This window comes from Lewinella sp. W8, from assembly GCF_004375085.3.
Taxonomy (GTDB): Bacteria; Bacteroidota; Bacteroidia; order Chitinophagales; family Saprospiraceae; genus Neolewinella.
This window is the reverse complement of the sequence record NZ_SNAQ03000005.1, coordinates 159,797-177,662: the sequence shown is the minus strand read 5'-3', so window position 1 is coordinate 177,662 and position 17,866 is coordinate 159,797. Positions and strand designations below refer to the sequence as shown.

Here is a 17,866-nt window from a genome sequence, read left to right as displayed (position 1 = left end):
ATCATCCCAGGCCGTACTACTAAACTCACTAGAATAGCGTCCGCGCCGGTAAGGTAGATTTGGGGTGGGGTAGGAGTGATATCACCCACTCTAGGGAAAAGTGCCTGGTGTCGTGGCCGGGCAAGCCCGAAAGGCGACCAGACACCTTATGCCAAAGAGATGATCTTGCCGAAGATGCTAATTGCCCTGCATCCGCCCCGGTGCCTTTACCGCAAAAGGCACTTTTAAAGCACGTTCAGCAGGTAAACGATCAGAAAGCTGATGACGGAGAGGGCCAGTCCACCCACAAAGGTATTGTAGCTGATGGTCAGCAGCAGATACTTACGGTGGAGTACCGCGCCGAGATCGTAGAGGTCCCGGGCCAGATCGTCGTACAACTCGCTCTGGTTGAGTTTCATCGTGGCCATGTAGTCGATGAAGTCCGCTTTGTCCACCTTGAGGAAATTACCGAAATACAGCAGGCTGGCCTCCTTGCTGTTCAGCAATCCCTTTTTCTTTTTGATGCGGTATTCGGTGACTTTGGGGCGGGCGGAAAACACCGCGAAGATGACGGCAATGAGCGAACTCAGCAATAGGGTGATGATGGGCGCAAGAAACTCCGGATTCTCGAAAAAGAGGTCTTCGAAGAAACTCAGTCCCGCTCCGGAAATGGTGATGACGATCGACAGAATTATGGTGTTGATGGAAATCATCATGTTGGCCTTTCCGTCGGCGATCCGGCTCAGGTTGATGTGATTCCGGAAGGCAGTTCGGTACATGGTATCGATCCCCCGGCCGAAGTTCTTTCCGGTGCGGGCCTTGACCTCTTTCTGGGTGATTTTGTAGTTCGAGCTCTGCTGGGAACTGGCGTTCTTTCGTCGCCGACTGTCGAAGGATTCTTTCCCTACTGCCGTGAGGAAATTGAAGTTCAGCAGTACGTTCTGCATCTCTTCTCCAAACTTGATGGGATCTCCCTCCTCCCCGTCCAGGGCGCTGCGCTCCAGCTGCAGTAAGTCTGCCCGTCGTTCGTAGCGTTTCCGTCCCAGCCAGCTCCAGGCGGCATCATGCAGGATACGGACGGGCAATTCATCCTCCGCCTCGGCGGTGTAGGCACGGCGAACCCACTGATCGGCGGGACCGAAATCCGTTTTAAGGTCTACGCCTTCGCCCTTAGCCCACTCCCGGAAGAGCGTAGCGGAGGTCTCCGGAACGTCATCATTCCCCTTGATGTAGCCCAGGGGATAGAAATAACCGGCGGCGGTGAGCAATTCCTGGATCCGGGCGTCGAGCCCGGCTTCCTCGGCCAGGCTCTGGGCCTTGTCACTGATTTCCTCTGAATAAGCGAAGTTATGAAACAGGTACACGGGGTCCAGCTCCTCGGTAAACCGTTGCTTTACGTATTCGGCCGCTGCCTGGGTGATGTCTATGTCCGGTGTGTTACTCATTCAACTGATCGTTTTGATCGGTCTGTCGCCGCGTAAAGGTGGCCAATTTAGCTTCTCCTCCACGACCTTCACTACTGATGAAAAGGTCGCCCGCATCGTTGAAGGTAATACCTTCTGGCTGAGGAAACATTTTGGGGGGTAATAACTCGATGTGCAGCAGCTGACTTTCCCGGTTAATCACCAACATGATGTGACCAACGGAGGAGATCACGTAAACATTACCGCTGAGGGGGTCAACGGCAATTCCACTGGGTTTGATGATGTAGCGGGACCGCTTCCCGTATATTGCCTCTCCCACCTCGTACTCGTCAATATAGTAAAGGGGTTGGGGGGCTAGTTCTCCGGTCTGTGGTTGGTAAGCATAAATACCCCGGCGGTTCTGATCTGCCTCCGCCGGGTTTAGCTCCTGAGCCTTCGGGGTCATAAGGAGTTGCTGCGATTCCGAATCGTAGCAAATACCCTCCAGGTCGTTGCGATAACTGAAGGGGGTTTCTAGTTTCTCGGCGTCGTATTCCCGCTTTCCGTCCTCCAGCACGAAGCGGTGAACGTCCCCGTCTACTTCCAGGACGTAGAGCGTATCCTCCTGCCGAGCTACTCCCTCATAGTCCCGGTCCTTCCCGAAGCGGAATTCCTTGGTAATGGTTCCGCTGACGGTATTGATCACGAAAAGTTCTCCGTCTTCATCCTGTACCCCCAGCACTTCCGTTTCGGACCAGGGGGCTAGCCCGCTGATTTCATTGAGCTGACTCGGTAGGCCCACGAGCTGATCGGGTTTTTCGAAGTTGAAGGGGAAGTCAAAATCGTCGACCAGGTGGAAATGGTCGGTTTCGGGACGCTGGGTGTAGGTAATCAGGCCGTACCCTCCCGCCAGCACAAAAATGAGCAGGAGGATGATCAGGGAGAGGAGATTAGGTTTTTCCAGCAGGTTCATAGTTATGGATAATTGGCCTAAAAGGGGAACCCGGCACCGAAAGAAATCCGAGCGTCGTCGTTGTCCGTAAAGTAGGTCAGGTGAATGATCGTAGCGCCCAGCGGGGCCATCCATAAGCCACCACCGTAGCCGATATGCCAGGTGTCACTGTCTTCCCCGTCGAGCCAGACGCGCCCGTAATCCATCCCCAGGATGAAGCCGGCCACGGTGGGCGCTTCATTCTTGCCGAACTGGAAGCCCATAAAGCGCAGGTCAATATTCTGGAAGAACATGGTGTTACCCCGGTAGCGCTCCGAACGGGCGGCGCGGTAGTTGGTCCGCCCTCCCATGGAAGTGAGCTGATAAAACTCCGGCGTGCCGGTATTGTGCTCAAAGCCAATCCGGGTAGCCAGATTGATCGCCTTGGTCAGCATCCGGTAGATCGAAACTTGTCCGCCATACTTGAAGGTCGACAAATCTTCGTTCTGCAAGTTCCAGGTTTGCCGCGCGTAGAAATCGTAGCTCAAGCCCTGATCCGCAATGAGCGGATTGGCCAGGTTGTTGGAACTCAGGTGGGCGGCAAAACCCCCGAACCGCTGCTCGTCAAAAACCCGGTCGGGAATGCCGTCGGTGTTGAGGATAAGGGCGAAATCCGGGGTGTCGTCGTCCAGTTCCAGGGAGTGGTAAAACGGACCCACCGAGAAGGCAAAGCGGTTGCGCTTTCCGCGGAATCTCAGCATGGGGTTGACGTAGAATTCTTCCCGCCGGGCACGGTTATATTCCAGAATCTGATCGTCGGCCAGGCCTAACTCATCACCTTCTTCGGGCTGCCCCGGCGCATCGTTACCGATGCCGAAGAAGTTGGCCACGTATCCGGGGCTGTAGTAATACGTTTCCGCCGTCAGGTCACTATAACGGCCAAAGGCATTGTTGAATTCACCATCGTACTGGAGCTTGTAAAACTCGTTGGTGGAGTAACTTGCCAGGAAGGTATGACGCTGGGCGTAGGGATCAGGCTTGAACCCGGAAATGGTGCGGGTAAATCCGGCGCCAATGAAGAAACCGTCGTCTACGTTGAAGCCCAGGGAGGGGATGGGCGTCGTGTAATTGGGGTAGAACTCCTCGAAATCATACTGGTTGAGCTCCGGGTGATTGTCGGAGCGGCGGTCGGCGACCCGGGACTTTGCCCCCTCAATCTCCATACCCTCCTTCTCATCGTGCGCGAGTACCCGGAGTTTGCCCATTGATTCAATCTTGTCGCCGTCCGTACCGCCGATTAAGCGGATTTTTATCGGAACCTGCTCCCCCTTCACCACAAAGCGGTCGTCTCCGTCAAGGCCATAGATTCTAACTTCCCTGGTTTCCCGCTTCCGGAAGGTCCGGTCGTAAAACAACTCGTCGGCTTCGCCTTCCTTGTCGGCATCGTAGAGCCGTACGGACAGGGTGCCGTCCTCCTTGCCCTCCAACATGATGACGTCGTCCTTGTCGGTGCCCAAAACGGTCACTTCCCGGGCCAGAAATTCGTAGTATTCCTCCGCAAAGTCTTCCAACTGCGTTAACCGGACCTTCAGTTTATCGCCAATGCGCTCTTCCCGCAGACTGTACTCGCGGACTTCCGGGGGCATGAGGTTGAGGGATTGGTCAATCAGGTCTTCGGTCAGCGTTCCCTGGATGAACCGGGCTTCGGCCAGCATTTCTTCGCGGGTGATGCGGTTGAGGAAAAGTCGGTCGTTCCACTTTCCGTTCATGGCCCGCCAACGGGCCTTGTCCATGCGCTCGTCAAAGGGACGCAATTTCCGGGCCTCAGGCACGAATACGCGTGCCAGTCCGATCAGGGCACCGTCAAAGTCACTGAAGACCTGATCACGGTCCCGGGCCACGGCAACGTAGCGCGTCCGACCGTCTTCTTCCTCAAAGGCGGCCCAGCGCCACTGATCGCGGTGCCGGTCCCAGTCGCCGATCCAGAGGTCAAACAGTCGCGCCCGGGCGTAGTTGTTCTGATCCGCGTAGGTCTTCCAACTCTTGGTGAGTTCCTCCCGCATGGCGGAATTGCTGATGATGTCCTTGCTCCCCCCAAAGAAGCGCGTACCACTCCAGTCTTCGTCGGGCCGCTGCTCGAGCCAGTACATTTCTCCCCCAAAGTTGGTGTTGTACTGCCCCAGGGCGTTCTGCTTGGGGATGTAGTACAGGAGCGGGTCAGCCCCAAACAGGCCGAGTTTTTGCTGCATCGGCGGGAGCGCCAGTGGCGCGTAGGGATGAATGGCGGTAAACTGGTCCTTGGCCAGGTCGGCGGCAAAGGAGCGCTCCAGGATGCTGGGCAACAGTTGTGCCGGGTTCTTCCGAACCGACCGCAATTGGTAAAGGCGGCCATCTCCGCCCTCGGTATGCAGGCTCATGGTGGTCATGCCGCCGCCCCGACGATAGGGGTTCAGCCCGCCGTTGATGGTGTCGATTTTCAGTACCGGAACCTCCACCGGCGTGTAGTAGAGCGGACGGTAGTGCTTACCGAAGGTTCCCTTGTACAGACTACTCTTGTCCTGCACTTCGGTGCCGTAGATGCTGGCCTTGACTACCTGACCGTCAATCGGTTCGGAGGGGGCCTCCTCAATACCTTCGTCCTGGGGCTCGAAACGGTCCTCGATGATTCTCCGGTAGAAAACGGTCCTGGTGTCTCCGTTTTTGTCAACGGAATAAAAGCCGATGTACACCGTTCCGTCGTCGTAGAAGTCGAGGCGGCTGAAACCAATGGCTCCGTAGGTAAAGTTCGCGTCGTTTCCACCCTTGGCCGGCCCGCGTACGCTTCCCGAGCCCGCCACCACCTGGATATAATTCTTTTCGTGGGCGACCATCATATTCTGCTCGTGGGCACTCACGAAGATTACGTTGGCCTCATCATCAATCCCCATTTTTACCCGGTTCACAAATTCCTGGTAAAGGAGGCTGTTCACGTCCTGGCTTCCGCCCCCGGAGGACTGCACCCCACGCACGATGGAACCCACCACCGGCAGGGGAACGTAGGCTCCGGGAATGACGTCGGCCAGCGGGAAAATGTGCTGGGCGAAGCTGAACTGTCCGCCGCGATTGCCGCTGCTCTGCAGCGGGTGGTGCATCATCACGATCTTCACCTGATCCCGGTAGCCCTTGATCTCGTCGGCCACCGCAAAGAGCATGGACCGACGGTCGCGGTAATCACAGCCCTCACTCACTTCCTCGTCCTGGCTCCAGTCGGCAAGGTACCAGGCGGTGCTGACGCCAATGAGGCCGACGCGGTCAAAAATCTCTTCGTCGTCGGGTCCGGAACAGGCGCGGTTGGGCATGAACTCGACCTTCTTGTCGATCTCTTCTTCAAAAAATTCTTCCAGCCGCTTAAGGCGGGAAAAATTTCCGGCGCGGCCCAGCTCATTTTCACCGGGGGTATAGTAGACCTTCCCCGGTACCCGACTCAGCCGCTTACCGATGGCCTCCAGGTGTACCCGTTCGGCGCCGCCCTTTTTGCGGAGTCCGTCGGGACCGGTGATGTCACCGAGTAGGAGTAGGGAGCTTTTCTTTTTGCCCTCGGGCATGGCCTTGACCATGGCCTCCAGGGTGGTCAGGCCACGATCGTAATCGTAGCCCAGGTCTCCGACCATAAAGGTGGAATATTCCAACTTTCCGGTGGGGGGCGCTTCGCTGGTCAGGCCCTCAATGGGCAGTTCATGGGGGCGGAAATCGGCGCACTGCGTAAACAGTAATCCGATGACCAGTAGGCCGAATAAGCGGCAGGAGGTGGTGTATTGCATCGCGGTAGCGGGAAATGTGAGCGTTGATGGATAAACCCCACCAGGGTCTACCTAGTTCGTTGGGCGGCCAGCTATCTCGGGGCTTTTTGTCCGGAAACCGTGATTACTTTCGTGTTGCTGGTGCTTTGGGCGACGGTGCGCAGGTGCCGCGTATGGCCGGTGGAGGTGCCATGATGTTCAGCGCTGGGTCGCGAGGCCCTGGCCGTTCTGCGAACGGACGGCAGACCCCGCTCCGCAGGAAGGAACGGCCTTCCAGGCCGAAGGAGGGTAGAGTTCGTGGGAAGAGGTCGTCGGCCGAAACGCGAGGCACGAGCTGGTTCGTCCGCCGACCGGTGGATATCTATCGGTTGGTCGCGAGGCCCTTGTCGTTCTGCGAACGGACGGCAGACCCCGCTCCGCAGGAAGGAACGGCCTTCCAGGCCGAGGTAGGGGAGAGGTCCTGGGAAAAGGTCGCCGGCCGAGACAGAGGCACGAGCTGGTTCGTCCGCCGACCGGTGGCTTAATTCGGTTGGTCGCGAGGTTCTGGCCGTTCTGCGAACGGACGGCAGACCCCGCTCCGCAGGAAGGAACGGCCTTCCAGGCCGAAGGAGGGGAGAGGTCGTGGGAAAAGGTCGTCGGCCGAAACGCGAGGTACGAGCTGGTTCGTCCGCCGACCGGTGGCTTAATCCGGTTGGTCGCGAGGTTCTGGCCGTTCTGCGAACGGACGGCAGACCCCGCTCCGCAGGAGGAACGGCTTTCCAGGCCGAGGTAGGGGAGAGGTCCTGGGAAAAGGTCGCCGGCCGAGACAGAGGCACGAGCTGGTTCGTCCGCCGACCGGTGGATATCTATCGGTTGGTCGCGAGGCCCTTGCCGTTCTGCGAACGGACGGCAGACCCCGCTCCGCAGGAAGGAACGGCCTTCCAGGCCGAAGGAGGGGAGAGGTCTTGGGAAAAGGTCGCCGGCCGAAACGCGAGGTACGAGCTGGTTCGTCCGCCGACCGGTGGTTGTCTTTTATCCGCCATAAAGTAGCCGCAAGGCATGCCTTGCGGCCTAGTAACCGCTTTTAACAATCACCAACATTCCCTAGGAATCGAGTTCCTGCTTGCACTTTTCGGTAGGCGATACAGTGCTTACACCGTCCCGCGATCCATCGGATGAACCGTCGCGTTGCTCGGGAGGCATCCGATGAACGCTGATGTTATATGGCGAACGTTACCGCGCCCCGTTAAGGATGGCCTGGGCGTAGTTGTCCCAACTCATGGATTTGGTGGTTTCGGCCACGTTGTCGCGGGGGATGGGGTCGGTGATCATTTTTTCCATCTGCCGGGCCATGTCTTCGATGTCGTCGGGTTCGGCGAGGTAGCCGTTGTAGCCCTCCTGGATGGTCTCCGGAAAGTGGCCGACTTTGGTGGCCACGGCGGGCAGGCGGAAGTTGTAGCTGATGGACTCCACGCCCGATGGCGTGGCGTAGCTGTAGAACAGCACCACCGCATCACTCGCCTGGAAGTATTGGTGCACTTCCTCGTTGGCGACGAACTCGTTCTTGATCATTGTCCGGTCCCGGATGCCAAGTTGGTCGACCAGCTCCAGGGGACGGTAGTTGCGTTCGTCGTCGCTCTTCTTGAGGAAGATCTTTTTGGCCAGCCCGAAGGTGGCGTTCTTGATCTTGGTGCTGAGCTTGTCGGCCTTCAGGGTATCCCAGAAGCTTTCCCCGCAGATGATCAGGGAGACGTCCTCCCGCCGTTCGGCGAGTTTGGCGAAGGCCTTGATGACGTTATGAAGCCCCTTGTACTTGCGGATGAAGCCAAAGAATAGGAAGACGTTTTCCCGCAGTCCGTGCTCGGCCTTGAAGGCCGCTACGTCGAAGTCCGCCTGGGGAGCGAAAAGATCGTAGATCGGGTGGTACAACTTGATGACCTTGCGCCCCGGCATTGCCTCGGCACCTGCGGCCTCGCCCCAATTACCGTCCTCCGATACCAAAAATTCACGCTGCGGGAACAGCTCGCGTAGCTCGTCCACGGTCTTGTAGGCGTGGGCCACGTAGCTGCTGGCCGGCGCGATGCCGTAGTGGGTGAACCGCTTGTCCAGTGAGCTGCTCTCCTTCTGAATGACGAAGTGCAGGTCAAAGATGACCTCCATGCCGCCGTGCTTGACCAATTTTCGGGCAATGCGCCCCAGCGGCAGCCCCTGAATGGCGATGGCCCACTGGAAAATAACGATATCGGCCTCCAGCTCAATGATCTTATTGGCCGTCGCCGTCCAGCTCAGCGGATTATTGTAATTCGTCAGATAATGGACTTGAATATTGGTCCCCTCTAATAGGTCAACCTTGCTCTTCTTGTCCACGAACTCCCGCGGGATGATGGCCGGATACTGCTGCGTCCACGACACAATGTGCACCTCGCAGTCCCCCCGCCGGTCAAAGGCCTTGGCCAGCGAAGTGTTGTAGTTGGAAATCCCGCCTTTGAACATCGGACCGGGGCCGAAGCAGACAATCTTGGTCATTAGGAGTGAGGATTAAGGATCAAGGATTTAGGGGGTAGGAAGTAGCGGGAAGGAGCGGATAGAAAGTAGGAGGTAGGGGCGGCAGAAATAGCGACCAGCAACCAGTTAACCAGCAACCAGTTAACTAGCAACGAGCCTCCAGCAACTACCCAATCCCCTGCGCTTTTTTCTGTGCCGCCAGTACCCGTCCCATGCCTTCGCGCACGCTGATGCTGGCCGTCCAGCCGAGTTCGTTGTTGACGTAGTCCATGTTGGAGTAACGGCTGAAGACGCCGACGGGCTTGTCGAGAAGCTGCTTGATCTGGGGGTTGTAGCCTTCGATGTCGCAGAGGGTTTCGATGATCTCGATGAAGGAGAGCAGTTCTCCGCGGCCGATGTTGATGGCCGATCCGTCCTTGACGCGGTCCATGGCGTAGAGGATGCAGTCGATGACGTCGTCGATGTGGACGAAGTCGCGTCCCTGCCGGCCGGTACCCCAGACCTCGACGGGATCTTCCCGGCGGGCGATCCGTGCGGCGATGGCGGGGATGGGGTAGGTGAGGTCCTGGTCTTCGCCGTAGCCGCTGAAGGGGCGGATGCAGGTCACGCTCAGGTCGTAGTGCTCCGCGGCGATCTTGGCCAGGTATTCTCCGGTGAGTTTGGACCAGCCATAGGTCATGTCCGGCTCACCCATTTTCTTGAAATTGATGTCGGTCTCGGCCAGGGCGATGGCGTCGCCTTCGGTCTGGAGGTCGATGGGGTAGGCTGCCGAGCTGGAGGGGTAGAGGACCCGGTCGGGCTTCTGGCGGGTGACCCAGTAGAAGAACTCCGCGTCGATGCTCAGGTCCAGCGCCACCTTCATGGGGTCACCTTCGATGGTGGCCCGGCCGCCGACAATGGCGGCGAAGTGGAATACGTCGCTGAAGCGCTCGAAGTCCGGGGCGTAGTTATCCCGCACAAAATTGGGCACGTCGATGACGTTGCGCAGGAAGTGGCGGAAATCCTGGTGCAGGAAGATCAGCCGCTCGTCTTCGCCGTACACTTCCATGACCCCTTCCTTCTTCCGCCAGGGGGCGTCGAGCCAGGTGCTGGGGTGGGTGCCCACGGAGAGGTTATCAATGAAGATGATGGTGTCTTCCGTGGTATTGTAGAGCCGCTTGACCATATTGCGGCCAACGAAGCCGCAGCCGCCGGATACGAGGTGATATTTCATGGAATGCAGTTAGTTCGGGGGGATAACGATAAGGGGCGGTCGGAGGATTGTGTGCCCTCCGACCGCCGATAGATTAAAGTTCGAATTTGATGCCCTGGGCCAGGGGCAGTTCGGTGGAGTAGTTGATGGTGTTGGTCTGGCGACGCATGTAGGCCTTCCAGCTGTCGGAGCCGGACTCACGGCCACCACCGGTTTCCTTCTCGCCACCGAAGGCACCCCCGATCTCGGCACCCGAGGTGCCGATGTTGACGTTGGCGATCCCGCAGTCGGAACCGGCCGCGCTGAGGAAGCGCTCGCTCTCCCGCATATTGGAGGTCATGATGGCGGAGCTCAGTCCCTGGGGTACGGAGTTCTGAATCTCGATGGCCTCCTCCAGGTCGCTGTACTTCATCAGGTACAGAATGGGCGCGAAGGTCTCGTGCTGGGCCATTTTGCTGCCGGGTTCCACCTCGAATACGGCGGGCTTGACGTAGCAACCGCTTTCGTAGCCGGGGCCTTCGAGGACGCCGCCGTCGACGACGGTCTTCCCGCCTTCCTTTTTAATACCCTCGATGGCGTCGAGGTACATCTGCACGGCACCCTGGTCAATCAGCGGACCAACGTGGTTGTTCTGGTCGAGGGGGTCACCGATACGGAGTTGTCCGTAGGCCGTGGCCAGTTTGTCGCGGACTTCATCGTACCGACTTTCGTGGATGATCAGGCGGCGCGTACTGGTGCAGCGCTGACCGCAGGTGCCAACGGCTCCGAAGAGGGCGCCGGTCAGGACCACGTCCATGTCCGCGCTGGGGGTGATGATGATGGCGTTGTTGCCACCCAGTTCGAGCAGGGATTTACCCAGGCGGGCACCCACCGTTTGGGCCACAATCTTACCCATCCGGGTGGATCCGGTGGCGGAGATCAGGGGGACGCGGGTGTCGGTGGTCATGAATTCACCTACCGTGTAGTCGCCGTTGATCAGGCTGCTGATGCCTTCGGGGAGGTCATTGGCGGCGGCAACTTCGGCCCAGATGTTCTGGCAGGCCACGCCACACATGGGGGCCTTTTCGCTGGGCTTCCAAACCGTTACGTCACCACAGACGAGGGCGATCATGCTGTTCCAGCTCCAGACGGCCACGGGAAAGTTGAAGGCCGAAATGATGCCGACGATCCCCAGGGGGTGCCACTGCTCGTACATGCGGTGGTTGGGGCGTTCGGAGTGCATCGTCAGTCCGTAGAGCTGACGGCTCAGGCCCACGGCAAAGTCGCAGATGTCGATCATTTCCTGGACTTCCCCCCAGCCTTCCTGGAGGCTCTTACCCATTTCGTAGCTGACCAGTCGGCCGAGCGCGTCCTTGTGCTTGCGCAGCGCCTCACCGTACTGCCGCACGATCTCGCCCCGCTGGGGAGCGGGCATCAAACGCCAGGTTTTAAAGGCCTCCTGGGCCGTTTCGATGACCTGGTCATACTGCTCGCGGGTGGTGGTGGATACCCGTCCGATCAGGGCGCCATCGACGGGAGAATAGCTTTCAATGTGGTCGTTCGGGTTGTGGTGTCCCTGACTTCCGGTGCTGGTGCCGTCGTTGTCTTCGGCCAGGCCAAGTTTAGATAGAAAATCCTTGTTCATGATCTTGCTTTGGTTTGGGCGGGCGAAGATACGGAATCGGGGAGGGAATGGAAGAAGGATTGGGGGAATGAAGGAGTTGAATGATCGAGGGAATGAAGGAATGAAGGATTGAAGGTGGAAGTCGCGGGTAAACGGTCGAGGACTTCCGGTCGAGGACTTCCAGTCCGAGGAGTCAAATCTATCCGGCTGGTAGCCTCGCTAAATCGGAAATCCTATTGAGTCCTTTTATTAGGACGGGAGGGTGGTCGGAAGTCTGTTTTATGCCGGCGTAGCCTAGGGAAACGACGTCCGAACACTGTCGGAATTCTTTCTTGTCGGTCAGGATGGGATAGGGAATCCACTGTTCGGACCAGCCCTGGCTTGCCGATGGCGGCGCCAGGTACTGTTCCTTCCAGGGTTAGGAGGGTGGTCGGAAGTCTATTTTACGCAGGCGCAGCCGAGGGAAAGGTCGTCCGAACACTGTGGGAATTTTTTCTCGTCGGTCAGGATGGGGTAGGGAATCCACTGTTCGGACCAGCCCCGGCTTGCCGATGGCGGCGCCAGGTACTGTTCCTTCCAGGGTTAGGAGAGTGGTCGGAAGTCTATTTTACGAAGGCGCAGCCGAGGGAAAGGTCGTCCGAACACTGTGAGGATTCTTTTAGGTCGGTCAGGATGGGGTAGGGAATCCACTGTTCGGACCAGCCCTGGCTTACCGATGGCGGCGCCAGGCACTGTTCCGTCCAGGGTATGGAGAGTGGATGGAAGTCTGTTTTACGAAGGCACGGTCGTTCGCGACACCTAGGAGCAGCTCGTTGCACTCGACGGCTCCGAGGAGCGCTCTGGTAAGGTAGTATAGCCGGTCCGCCGAGCCGTTTGTACTTGGCCGTAGGCCTGGCTGTTCGTAGGTCTCGGCTTAGGGGTAGGTGCCCCCCAAAGCGTCGCAATTGCGACGTCCCGGCCCATTGGGCGGGGCGGGGCTAGAACCCCCGGCGGGACTTCCTTGTTACACCGGCAAATAAGCTCAAGATGCGATTACTTAGTCTGATGGTGATGCTGCTGTGCTGCGCCGCCTGCAATTCCCAGAATTCGATCAAACCCACCAAGGGGGAGAATGCCGCTACGGTCGAGGACCAGCGGCCCAACTACAAATACGATCCACCGGCGGTGGAGGGGGAGTTCGAGCCCTTCGACACGACGACCGAATACTGGCGCAGTATCCTCACCGCTCAGGAGTTCAACATCCTGCGGGAGGACGGGACGGAGCGTTCATTCACCAGTCCGCTGAACAAGGAGAAGCGGGCCGGGATCTTCACCTGCGGCGGCTGTGGCCTGCCGCTGTTTGCCTCCGCCACCAAATTTAATTCCGGTACTGGTTGGCCGAGCTTCTACGAGCCCATCCACCCGAACTACATCAAGGAGGACGTCGACACCCGCTACGGGATGCGTAGGGTAGAGGTCTCCTGTGCCCGCTGCGACGGTCACCAAGGCCACGTGTTTCCCGACGGTCCGGAGCCCACGGGCCTCCGCTACTGCATCAACGGCGCTTCGCTGGATTTCGTCCCCATGGAAGACTTCCCCGAAGCTCAGGATAAATAAACGGCCGCAACTATATTTGCGGCCCGGCTCGTTGGCTGGGTTGTTGGTCGGTTAATCTGTTGGTACGTTGGTCTTTTAGAGGAAAGCATTTTTCCTCACTTCTAACAGTCCATCAGACCAACAGTCCAAACACCCGGCCCAGCCCCGCCCCCATAGTTCAAGGGATAGAACGTTGGTTTCCTAAACCGAAGATGCAAGTTCGAGTCTTGCTGGGGGCACAATCATCACTACACCTCACCCCTCCCACTCAATCCTCGGCGGCACCACCAAGCGCTCGGCCACCAGTGGCGGCAAGGCCGCCTGCACTCCGAAAAGGACCGTATCCAGGTCATCCCCGGGCCAGTCGTTGGTGGCGATGGCAATTTGTAGGGCCAGGGATTCCTCCGCGTTGAGTTTGATCTTCAGCACGTGATCGCTCAGGTCCTTCTTGTGGATCTTTTGGATGATGCGGCCCAGGAGCAACTGTACGATTTGATAGTAGGCGCTCTCCCGCGGGATGGTCAGGAGGTGGACCAGGTAGTTCTTCAACGCCTGGGCGTCGGTAGCGGAGAGTTTGAGGGTGGATTTGGCGTCGAGCGTCATGGCACAGAAATTAGCTTCCCCGGCGATTTGATGTATTCACGGGCTTCCCGAAAATTAGTGGTTTTATAACCTTCTAATGATGACCCGGAGGTAACCTACTCCCGCTTCCCCCACACCTCATGAATCGGTCGTCCCTTACTGCTCAGTCCCTTGTGGACCCACTCGCCGTAGACGAGTTTGTAGTCGAAGCTGAGCTGCTGGCCGACGCGGCTGTTGTCGCGGCTGAAGAATTCAATCTTCTCAATGTAGAGGCCGTTCTCGTTGGTGGTGTAGCTGCCACCGCCGGTGCCGCTGAACTGCTTGGTTGCGGTGTTGAAGGCGATCCACTGGAAGCGGGTGCCCGAGAGAATCTTCATGGTTTTGCGCGGACCGGTCCGGCGGGCCGTTAGGTCCTGCATCTCGCCGTTGCGCTTGCGGCCGATGATTTCCCAGGCGCCCGCCAGGGCGCCGGGCGTGCCGTCGTCAACGCGGGTCCAGAACTTATCGTTGTTGAAGATGAGGGTGTTGCCCGTCAGGGAGTAGGGCATGGTGGAGACGCCCCCGACCTGGGTACTGTCCGAGGTGTCGAACTCGTAGGTGATGGAGAAATTTTCCCAGTCGGCCCGCCACTTCCCGCCGAGGGTGGCGATGAAATCGCCGTCGTCTGGGTTGTAGGCCGTCATGGCCATGAAGCCATCGGCGATGATCATGCTGAGCTTGGAGCGCCGTCCCTGACCGTCGACAAAGGTCGATTCCCAGGCCCCCAGCAGTTCTTTGGTGGAGGATTGACTCTGGAGTTCGCCACCGGCGAACAGACTGATAATGACCAGGAAAAGGAGGGAGATACGCATGCTAACAATGGTTTGGGGGCCGTAAGATACGCCGCTTCGTACGGTAAGAATACCGTTGACCCGCGAGAATCATCCTATCTTTGCTGAACGATTTTGTGGTTTTCGGGTTTCAACTACCCAACCGGATACAACCCCGGCCAATAATACCCACTTACGATATGGGCCTTCGCAAAAAAGTCAGCCTCATCATTTACCGCTTCCGCGAGCGCGGACTGGAAGTCTTCCTCACCCGTCAGTCCGACGAATGGGGCCTCCCCGGCGGTGACCTGCAGGCCAACAATCCCTCCGAGCTGATCGAGCTGGAACCCACTGCGGACCAGGAAGAAGCCGTTGCCGTAGAGGGCGACTGGCACGAAATCCCCTCCCTCAAGCAGATGCTCTTCGAAGACGCCGGCGAACTGGCCGGCCGACTGGTCGAAATGGAAAGCGGAGCTTTCCTCACCGTCAAAGAAGCCCTCAAGGAGCGCCTTTCCCCCAATCAGGTGGAATTCCTCCGCGAACTCCGTGACGTGATCACGGATCGCAATTCGGTGCGAGACCTGTAAGGTCGTCGGCCGAAACGCGAGGTACGAGGGGGGTAGTCCGACGACCGGTACCTAAGTTTTTTCTGCTTAGCGGGCAATTTTAGTTACCTCCGTTGTGTATTTGCGGCGGGGAATCAGTTGGTGGTTGCTAGTTTCTGGTTGTTTGGTGGCCACCCAGTGATATGTCGCGAGGCCCTGGCCCGTTCTACGAACGGTCTGCAGACCTCGCTCCACGGTAAGGAACGGCCTTCCAGGCCGACGCGTAAGTTCCAGCGTCATCCCAACGGCAGACGAGTTCCGATGAACGTTGTATAAATCACGAGGTCGTCGGCCGAAACGCGAGGGACGAGCTGGTTCGTCCGCCGACCGGTGGAATCACCTGCGCCCGACTGGCCGTAGCATTTGACGTCACCTTTAGCATAGCCTTATCCTTAACTCCACTCGGCCGACGAGCCAGTTCCTGCGTCACGCCTCGGCGGACGAGTTCCGATGAACGCTGCACGGTCCCGATGGCATTGACCAGCAGCTAGCAACCAGCAAGCTTTTTCTTTCAATCCTTCCCCCATTCAATCCTTCAATCCTTGAAGTAGGTGTATCTTTGCCGCTTACCGAAAAAAGCATCCACCATGGCGGCAGCCCAAGACGTGAAAGTCGACGTAGAAGTAGCAAAAAATCTCGGTCTGACCGCCGAGGAATTTGATAAGATTGTGGAGATCATGGGCCGTACGCCCAACTTCAATGAACTGAGTATCTTTTCGGTCATGTGGTCCGAGCACTGCTCCTACAAGAACTCCATCATGTGGCTCAAGACGCTGCCCCGCGACGGGGAGCGGCTGCTGGTAGGCGCCGGCGAAGAAAACGCCGGATTGGTGGACATCGGCGGCGGGCTGGCCTGCGCCTTCAAGATCGAAAGCCACAACCACCCCTCGGCCATCGAACCCTACCAGGGAGCGGCTACCGGGGTGGGGGGTATCCACCGGGATATCTTCACCATGGGTGCCCGTCCCATTGCGGCCCTGAACAGCCTGCGCTTCGGCGATCCCGAGCTGCCGCACACCAAGCACCTGGTGGCCGGCGTCGTGAAGGGGATCGGCGATTACGGTAACTGCTTCGGCGTTCCCACGGTGGGCGGTGAGGTGTACTTCCACCCCAGCTACAATCAGAATATTCTGGTCAACGCCATGTCCGTGGGTATCGTAAAGCACGGGGAGACCATCAGCGCTTCGGCCGACGGCCCCGGGAACCCGGTATTCATCGTGGGCTCCGCGACGGGCAAGGACGGCATCCACGGTGCCACCTTCGCTTCCGCCGACCTGACCGAAGACAGCGCCGAGGACCTGCCCGCCGTACAGGTGGGCGATCCCTTCCAGGAAAAGCTGTTGCTGGAGGCCAGCCTCGAGGTCATCAAGACCGGTGCCGTCGTCGGTATGCAGGATATGGGAGCGGCGGGCATCACCTGCTCAACCAGCGAAATGAGCGCCAAGTCCGGCACGGGAATGCGCATTGACCTGGACAAGGTACCCACCCGCCAGGCCGACATGAAGCCCTGGGAAATCCTCCTGAGTGAAAGCCAGGAGCGGATGCTGATCGTGTGCGAAAAGGGACGGGAGGAAGACCTCCTCGCCGTCTTCGACAAGTGGGACCTTGAGTGTGAACTTATCGGGGAAGTCACCGATACCGGCCGACTGGAATTCTACGCCGGCGGTGAACTGGTGGCCGACGTACCCAGCGAACCCCTCGTGCTGGGTGGCGGCGCCCCCGTCTACGAGCGGGAAACCGCTCGCCCCAAGTACCTCGATCAGGTGGAGGCCTTCGACGCCACGAAAGTTGCGGTTCCCGCCGACCTGAAGGCCACGGCCGAGCAACTTTTCATTGCCCCCAGCCTGGTGTCCAAGCGCTGGATCACCGACCAGTATGACGGTACGGTACGGACCAACAGCATGTCGGAAATCCACAAATCCGACGCCGCCCTGGTGCGGGTGAAAAACTCCGACAAAGCACTGGCGGTGACGACGGATTGTAACTCCGCCTACGTCTACGCCGATCCCTACAAGGGGGCCATGATCGCCGTTTCCGAAGCGGCCCGCAACATCGTTTGTTCTGGTGGTGAGCCGGTGGCCATCACCAACTGCCTCAACTTCGGTAACCCCTACAACCCCGAGGCCTTCTACCAGTTCGTCAACGCCATAAAGGGCATGGGCGACGCCTGCCGGGCCTTCGGCACGCCCGTCACCGGCGGTAACGTGAGCTTCTACAACCAGAGTCAGTACGAAGGTGGCCGGGTAGAACCCGTTTACCCCACGCCGACCATCGGAATGCTCGGCGTACTGGACGACGCCAACAAAAATATGACCCTGGGCTTCAAGGACCAGGGCGACGTAATCTACCTGGTGGGTAAATCCCAGGACGATATCGCTTCTTCCGAGTACCTGCGCCGAATCCACGGCATCGAGCAGAGCCCCGCTCCGCACTTCGAGCTAGAGGAGGAGCAACTGCTGCATAAGGCCATCCTGGGACTCATCCGGGGCGAGATGATCAAATCCGCCCACGACGTGTCCGACGGCGGTCTGTTCCAGAGCCTCACGGAATCCGCCATTGAGGGTGGGCACGGCTACACCATCACCACCGACGGTGACTACCGCAAGGATGCCTTCCTCTTCGGGGAAGCCCAGAGCCGGGTGGTCGTCACGGTAGACGAAAGCCGCGCCGCCGCCATGGAAGACTACCTGCGCGAGCAGGGCGTCATCTTCACCGTACTCGGTAAGGTCGAGGGCGACGACGTGACCATTGACGGCGAAGACTGGGGCGAGCTCTCCGAATGGATGGTCCGCCACGAACTGACGTTGGGCGCGATTCTGGACGCGTAATCTCACTCGGCCGACGAGCCAGTTCCTGCGTCACGCCCCGGCGGACGAGTTCCGATGAACGCTACATTAATCACGAGGTCGTCGGCCGAAACGCGA

Annotated in this window: 11 protein-coding genes and 1 tRNA gene; 4 read left to right on the top strand and 8 right to left on the bottom strand. The window is 58.7% G+C overall.

Translation table 11 applies throughout. The features are described from left to right. Positions 1-224: 224 nt before the first annotated feature. The 6 genes from E1J53_RS07900 to E1J53_RS07875 all read right to left on the bottom strand — a co-directional run bounded on the left by E1J53_RS07900 (position 225) and on the right by E1J53_RS07875 (position 11,392). Positions 225-1,424 carry a Pycsar system effector family protein gene (locus E1J53_RS07900; RefSeq protein WP_134272336.1) on the bottom strand — a complete coding sequence of 400 codons (1,200 nt, stop codon included), beginning with the start codon at positions 1,422-1,424 and terminating at the stop codon, positions 225-227. Beyond that, positions 1,417-2,355 carry an SdiA-regulated domain-containing protein gene (locus E1J53_RS07895; protein WP_173021402.1) on the bottom strand — a complete coding sequence of 313 codons (939 nt, stop codon included), beginning with the start codon at positions 2,353-2,355 and terminating at the stop codon, positions 1,417-1,419. Before E1J53_RS07895 ends, E1J53_RS07900 begins: the two co-directional genes overlap by 8 nt. Positions 2,356-2,372: 17 nt before the next feature. Further along, complete coding sequence (locus tag E1J53_RS07890) at positions 2,373-6,113, bottom strand: hypothetical protein (protein ID WP_134272338.1); 3,741 nt, start codon at positions 6,111-6,113, stop codon at positions 2,373-2,375. 1,191 nt (positions 6,114-7,304) lie between these two features. Continuing rightward, positions 7,305-8,597 carry a glycosyltransferase gene (locus E1J53_RS07885; RefSeq protein WP_134272339.1) on the bottom strand — a complete coding sequence of 431 codons (1,293 nt, stop codon included), beginning with the start codon at positions 8,595-8,597 and terminating at the stop codon, positions 7,305-7,307. Between the two features lie 145 nt (positions 8,598-8,742). Next, entirely contained in the window at positions 8,743-9,789 is a 1,047-nt protein-coding gene (locus E1J53_RS07880) for an NAD-dependent epimerase/dehydratase family protein (protein ID WP_134272340.1), read from the bottom strand. A 73-nt stretch (positions 9,790-9,862) separates the two neighbouring features. Continuing rightward, positions 9,863-11,392: an aldehyde dehydrogenase family protein gene (locus E1J53_RS07875; protein ID WP_134272341.1), complete on the bottom strand. Its 1,530-nt coding sequence runs from the start codon at positions 11,390-11,392 to the stop codon at positions 9,863-9,865. Positions 11,393-12,397: 1,005 nt separating this feature from the next. On the opposite strand from E1J53_RS07875, the gene msrB reads away from it, so the two are divergent. Together msrB and E1J53_RS07865 are read left to right on the top strand one after the other, a co-directional pair. Continuing rightward, positions 12,398-12,967, top strand: coding sequence for a peptide-methionine (R)-S-oxide reductase MsrB (gene msrB / locus E1J53_RS07870; RefSeq protein ID WP_134272342.1), 570 nt, complete (start codon positions 12,398-12,400; stop codon positions 12,965-12,967). Positions 12,968-13,113: 146 nt separating this feature from the next. Then, a tRNA-Arg gene (locus E1J53_RS07865) sits at positions 13,114-13,185 on the top strand. A gap of 16 nt (positions 13,186-13,201) precedes the next feature. Here E1J53_RS07865 and E1J53_RS07860 read toward each other — a convergent pair. Both E1J53_RS07860 and E1J53_RS07855 read right to left on the bottom strand, forming a co-directional pair. Beyond that, positions 13,202-13,549 (bottom strand): hypothetical protein, encoded by a 348-nt coding sequence (locus E1J53_RS07860; RefSeq protein WP_134272343.1) that lies wholly within the window; start codon positions 13,547-13,549, stop codon positions 13,202-13,204. A 95-nt stretch (positions 13,550-13,644) separates the two neighbouring features. After that, positions 13,645-14,379: a hypothetical protein gene (locus tag E1J53_RS07855; protein WP_216650022.1), complete on the bottom strand. Its 735-nt coding sequence runs from the start codon at positions 14,377-14,379 to the stop codon at positions 13,645-13,647. A 158-nt stretch (positions 14,380-14,537) separates the two neighbouring features. Here E1J53_RS07855 and E1J53_RS07850 point away from each other — a divergent pair, with 158 nt between their 5' ends. Both E1J53_RS07850 and purL read left to right on the top strand, forming a co-directional pair. Beyond that, complete coding sequence (locus E1J53_RS07850; protein WP_134272344.1) at positions 14,538-14,924, top strand: hypothetical protein; 387 nt, start codon at positions 14,538-14,540, stop codon at positions 14,922-14,924. Between the two features lie 605 nt (positions 14,925-15,529). Then, complete coding sequence (gene purL, locus E1J53_RS07845; protein WP_154640159.1) at positions 15,530-17,770, top strand: phosphoribosylformylglycinamidine synthase subunit PurL; 2,241 nt, start codon at positions 15,530-15,532, stop codon at positions 17,768-17,770. Positions 17,771-17,866 lie beyond the last annotated feature (96 nt).

Bases quoted from the DNA above. Each gene is read 5' to 3' on its own strand.
- E1J53_RS07900 (WP_134272336.1), bottom strand. From the start codon at position 1,424: ATGAGTAACACACCGGACATAGACATCACCCAGGCAGCGGCCGAATAC.
- E1J53_RS07895 (WP_173021402.1), bottom strand. From the start codon at position 2,355: ATGAACCTGCTGGAAAAACCTAATCTCCTCTCCCTGATCATCCTCCTG.
- E1J53_RS07890 (WP_134272338.1), bottom strand. From the start codon at position 6,113: ATGCAATACACCACCTCCTGCCGCTTATTCGGCCTACTGGTCATCGGA.
- E1J53_RS07885 (WP_134272339.1), bottom strand. From the start codon at position 8,597: ATGACCAAGATTGTCTGCTTCGGCCCCGGTCCGATGTTCAAAGGCGGG.
- E1J53_RS07880 (WP_134272340.1), bottom strand. From the start codon at position 9,789: ATGAAATATCACCTCGTATCCGGCGGCTGCGGCTTCGTTGGCCGCAAT.
- E1J53_RS07875 (WP_134272341.1), bottom strand. From the start codon at position 11,392: ATGAACAAGGATTTTCTATCTAAACTTGGCCTGGCCGAAGACAACGAC.
- msrB (WP_134272342.1), top strand. From the start codon at position 12,398: ATGCGATTACTTAGTCTGATGGTGATGCTGCTGTGCTGCGCCGCCTGC.
- E1J53_RS07860 (WP_134272343.1), bottom strand. From the start codon at position 13,549: ATGACGCTCGACGCCAAATCCACCCTCAAACTCTCCGCTACCGACGCC.
- E1J53_RS07855 (WP_216650022.1), bottom strand. From the start codon at position 14,379: ATGCGTATCTCCCTCCTTTTCCTGGTCATTATCAGTCTGTTCGCCGGT.
- E1J53_RS07850 (WP_134272344.1), top strand. From the start codon at position 14,538: ATGGGCCTTCGCAAAAAAGTCAGCCTCATCATTTACCGCTTCCGCGAG.
- purL (WP_154640159.1), top strand. From the start codon at position 15,530: ATGGCGGCAGCCCAAGACGTGAAAGTCGACGTAGAAGTAGCAAAAAAT.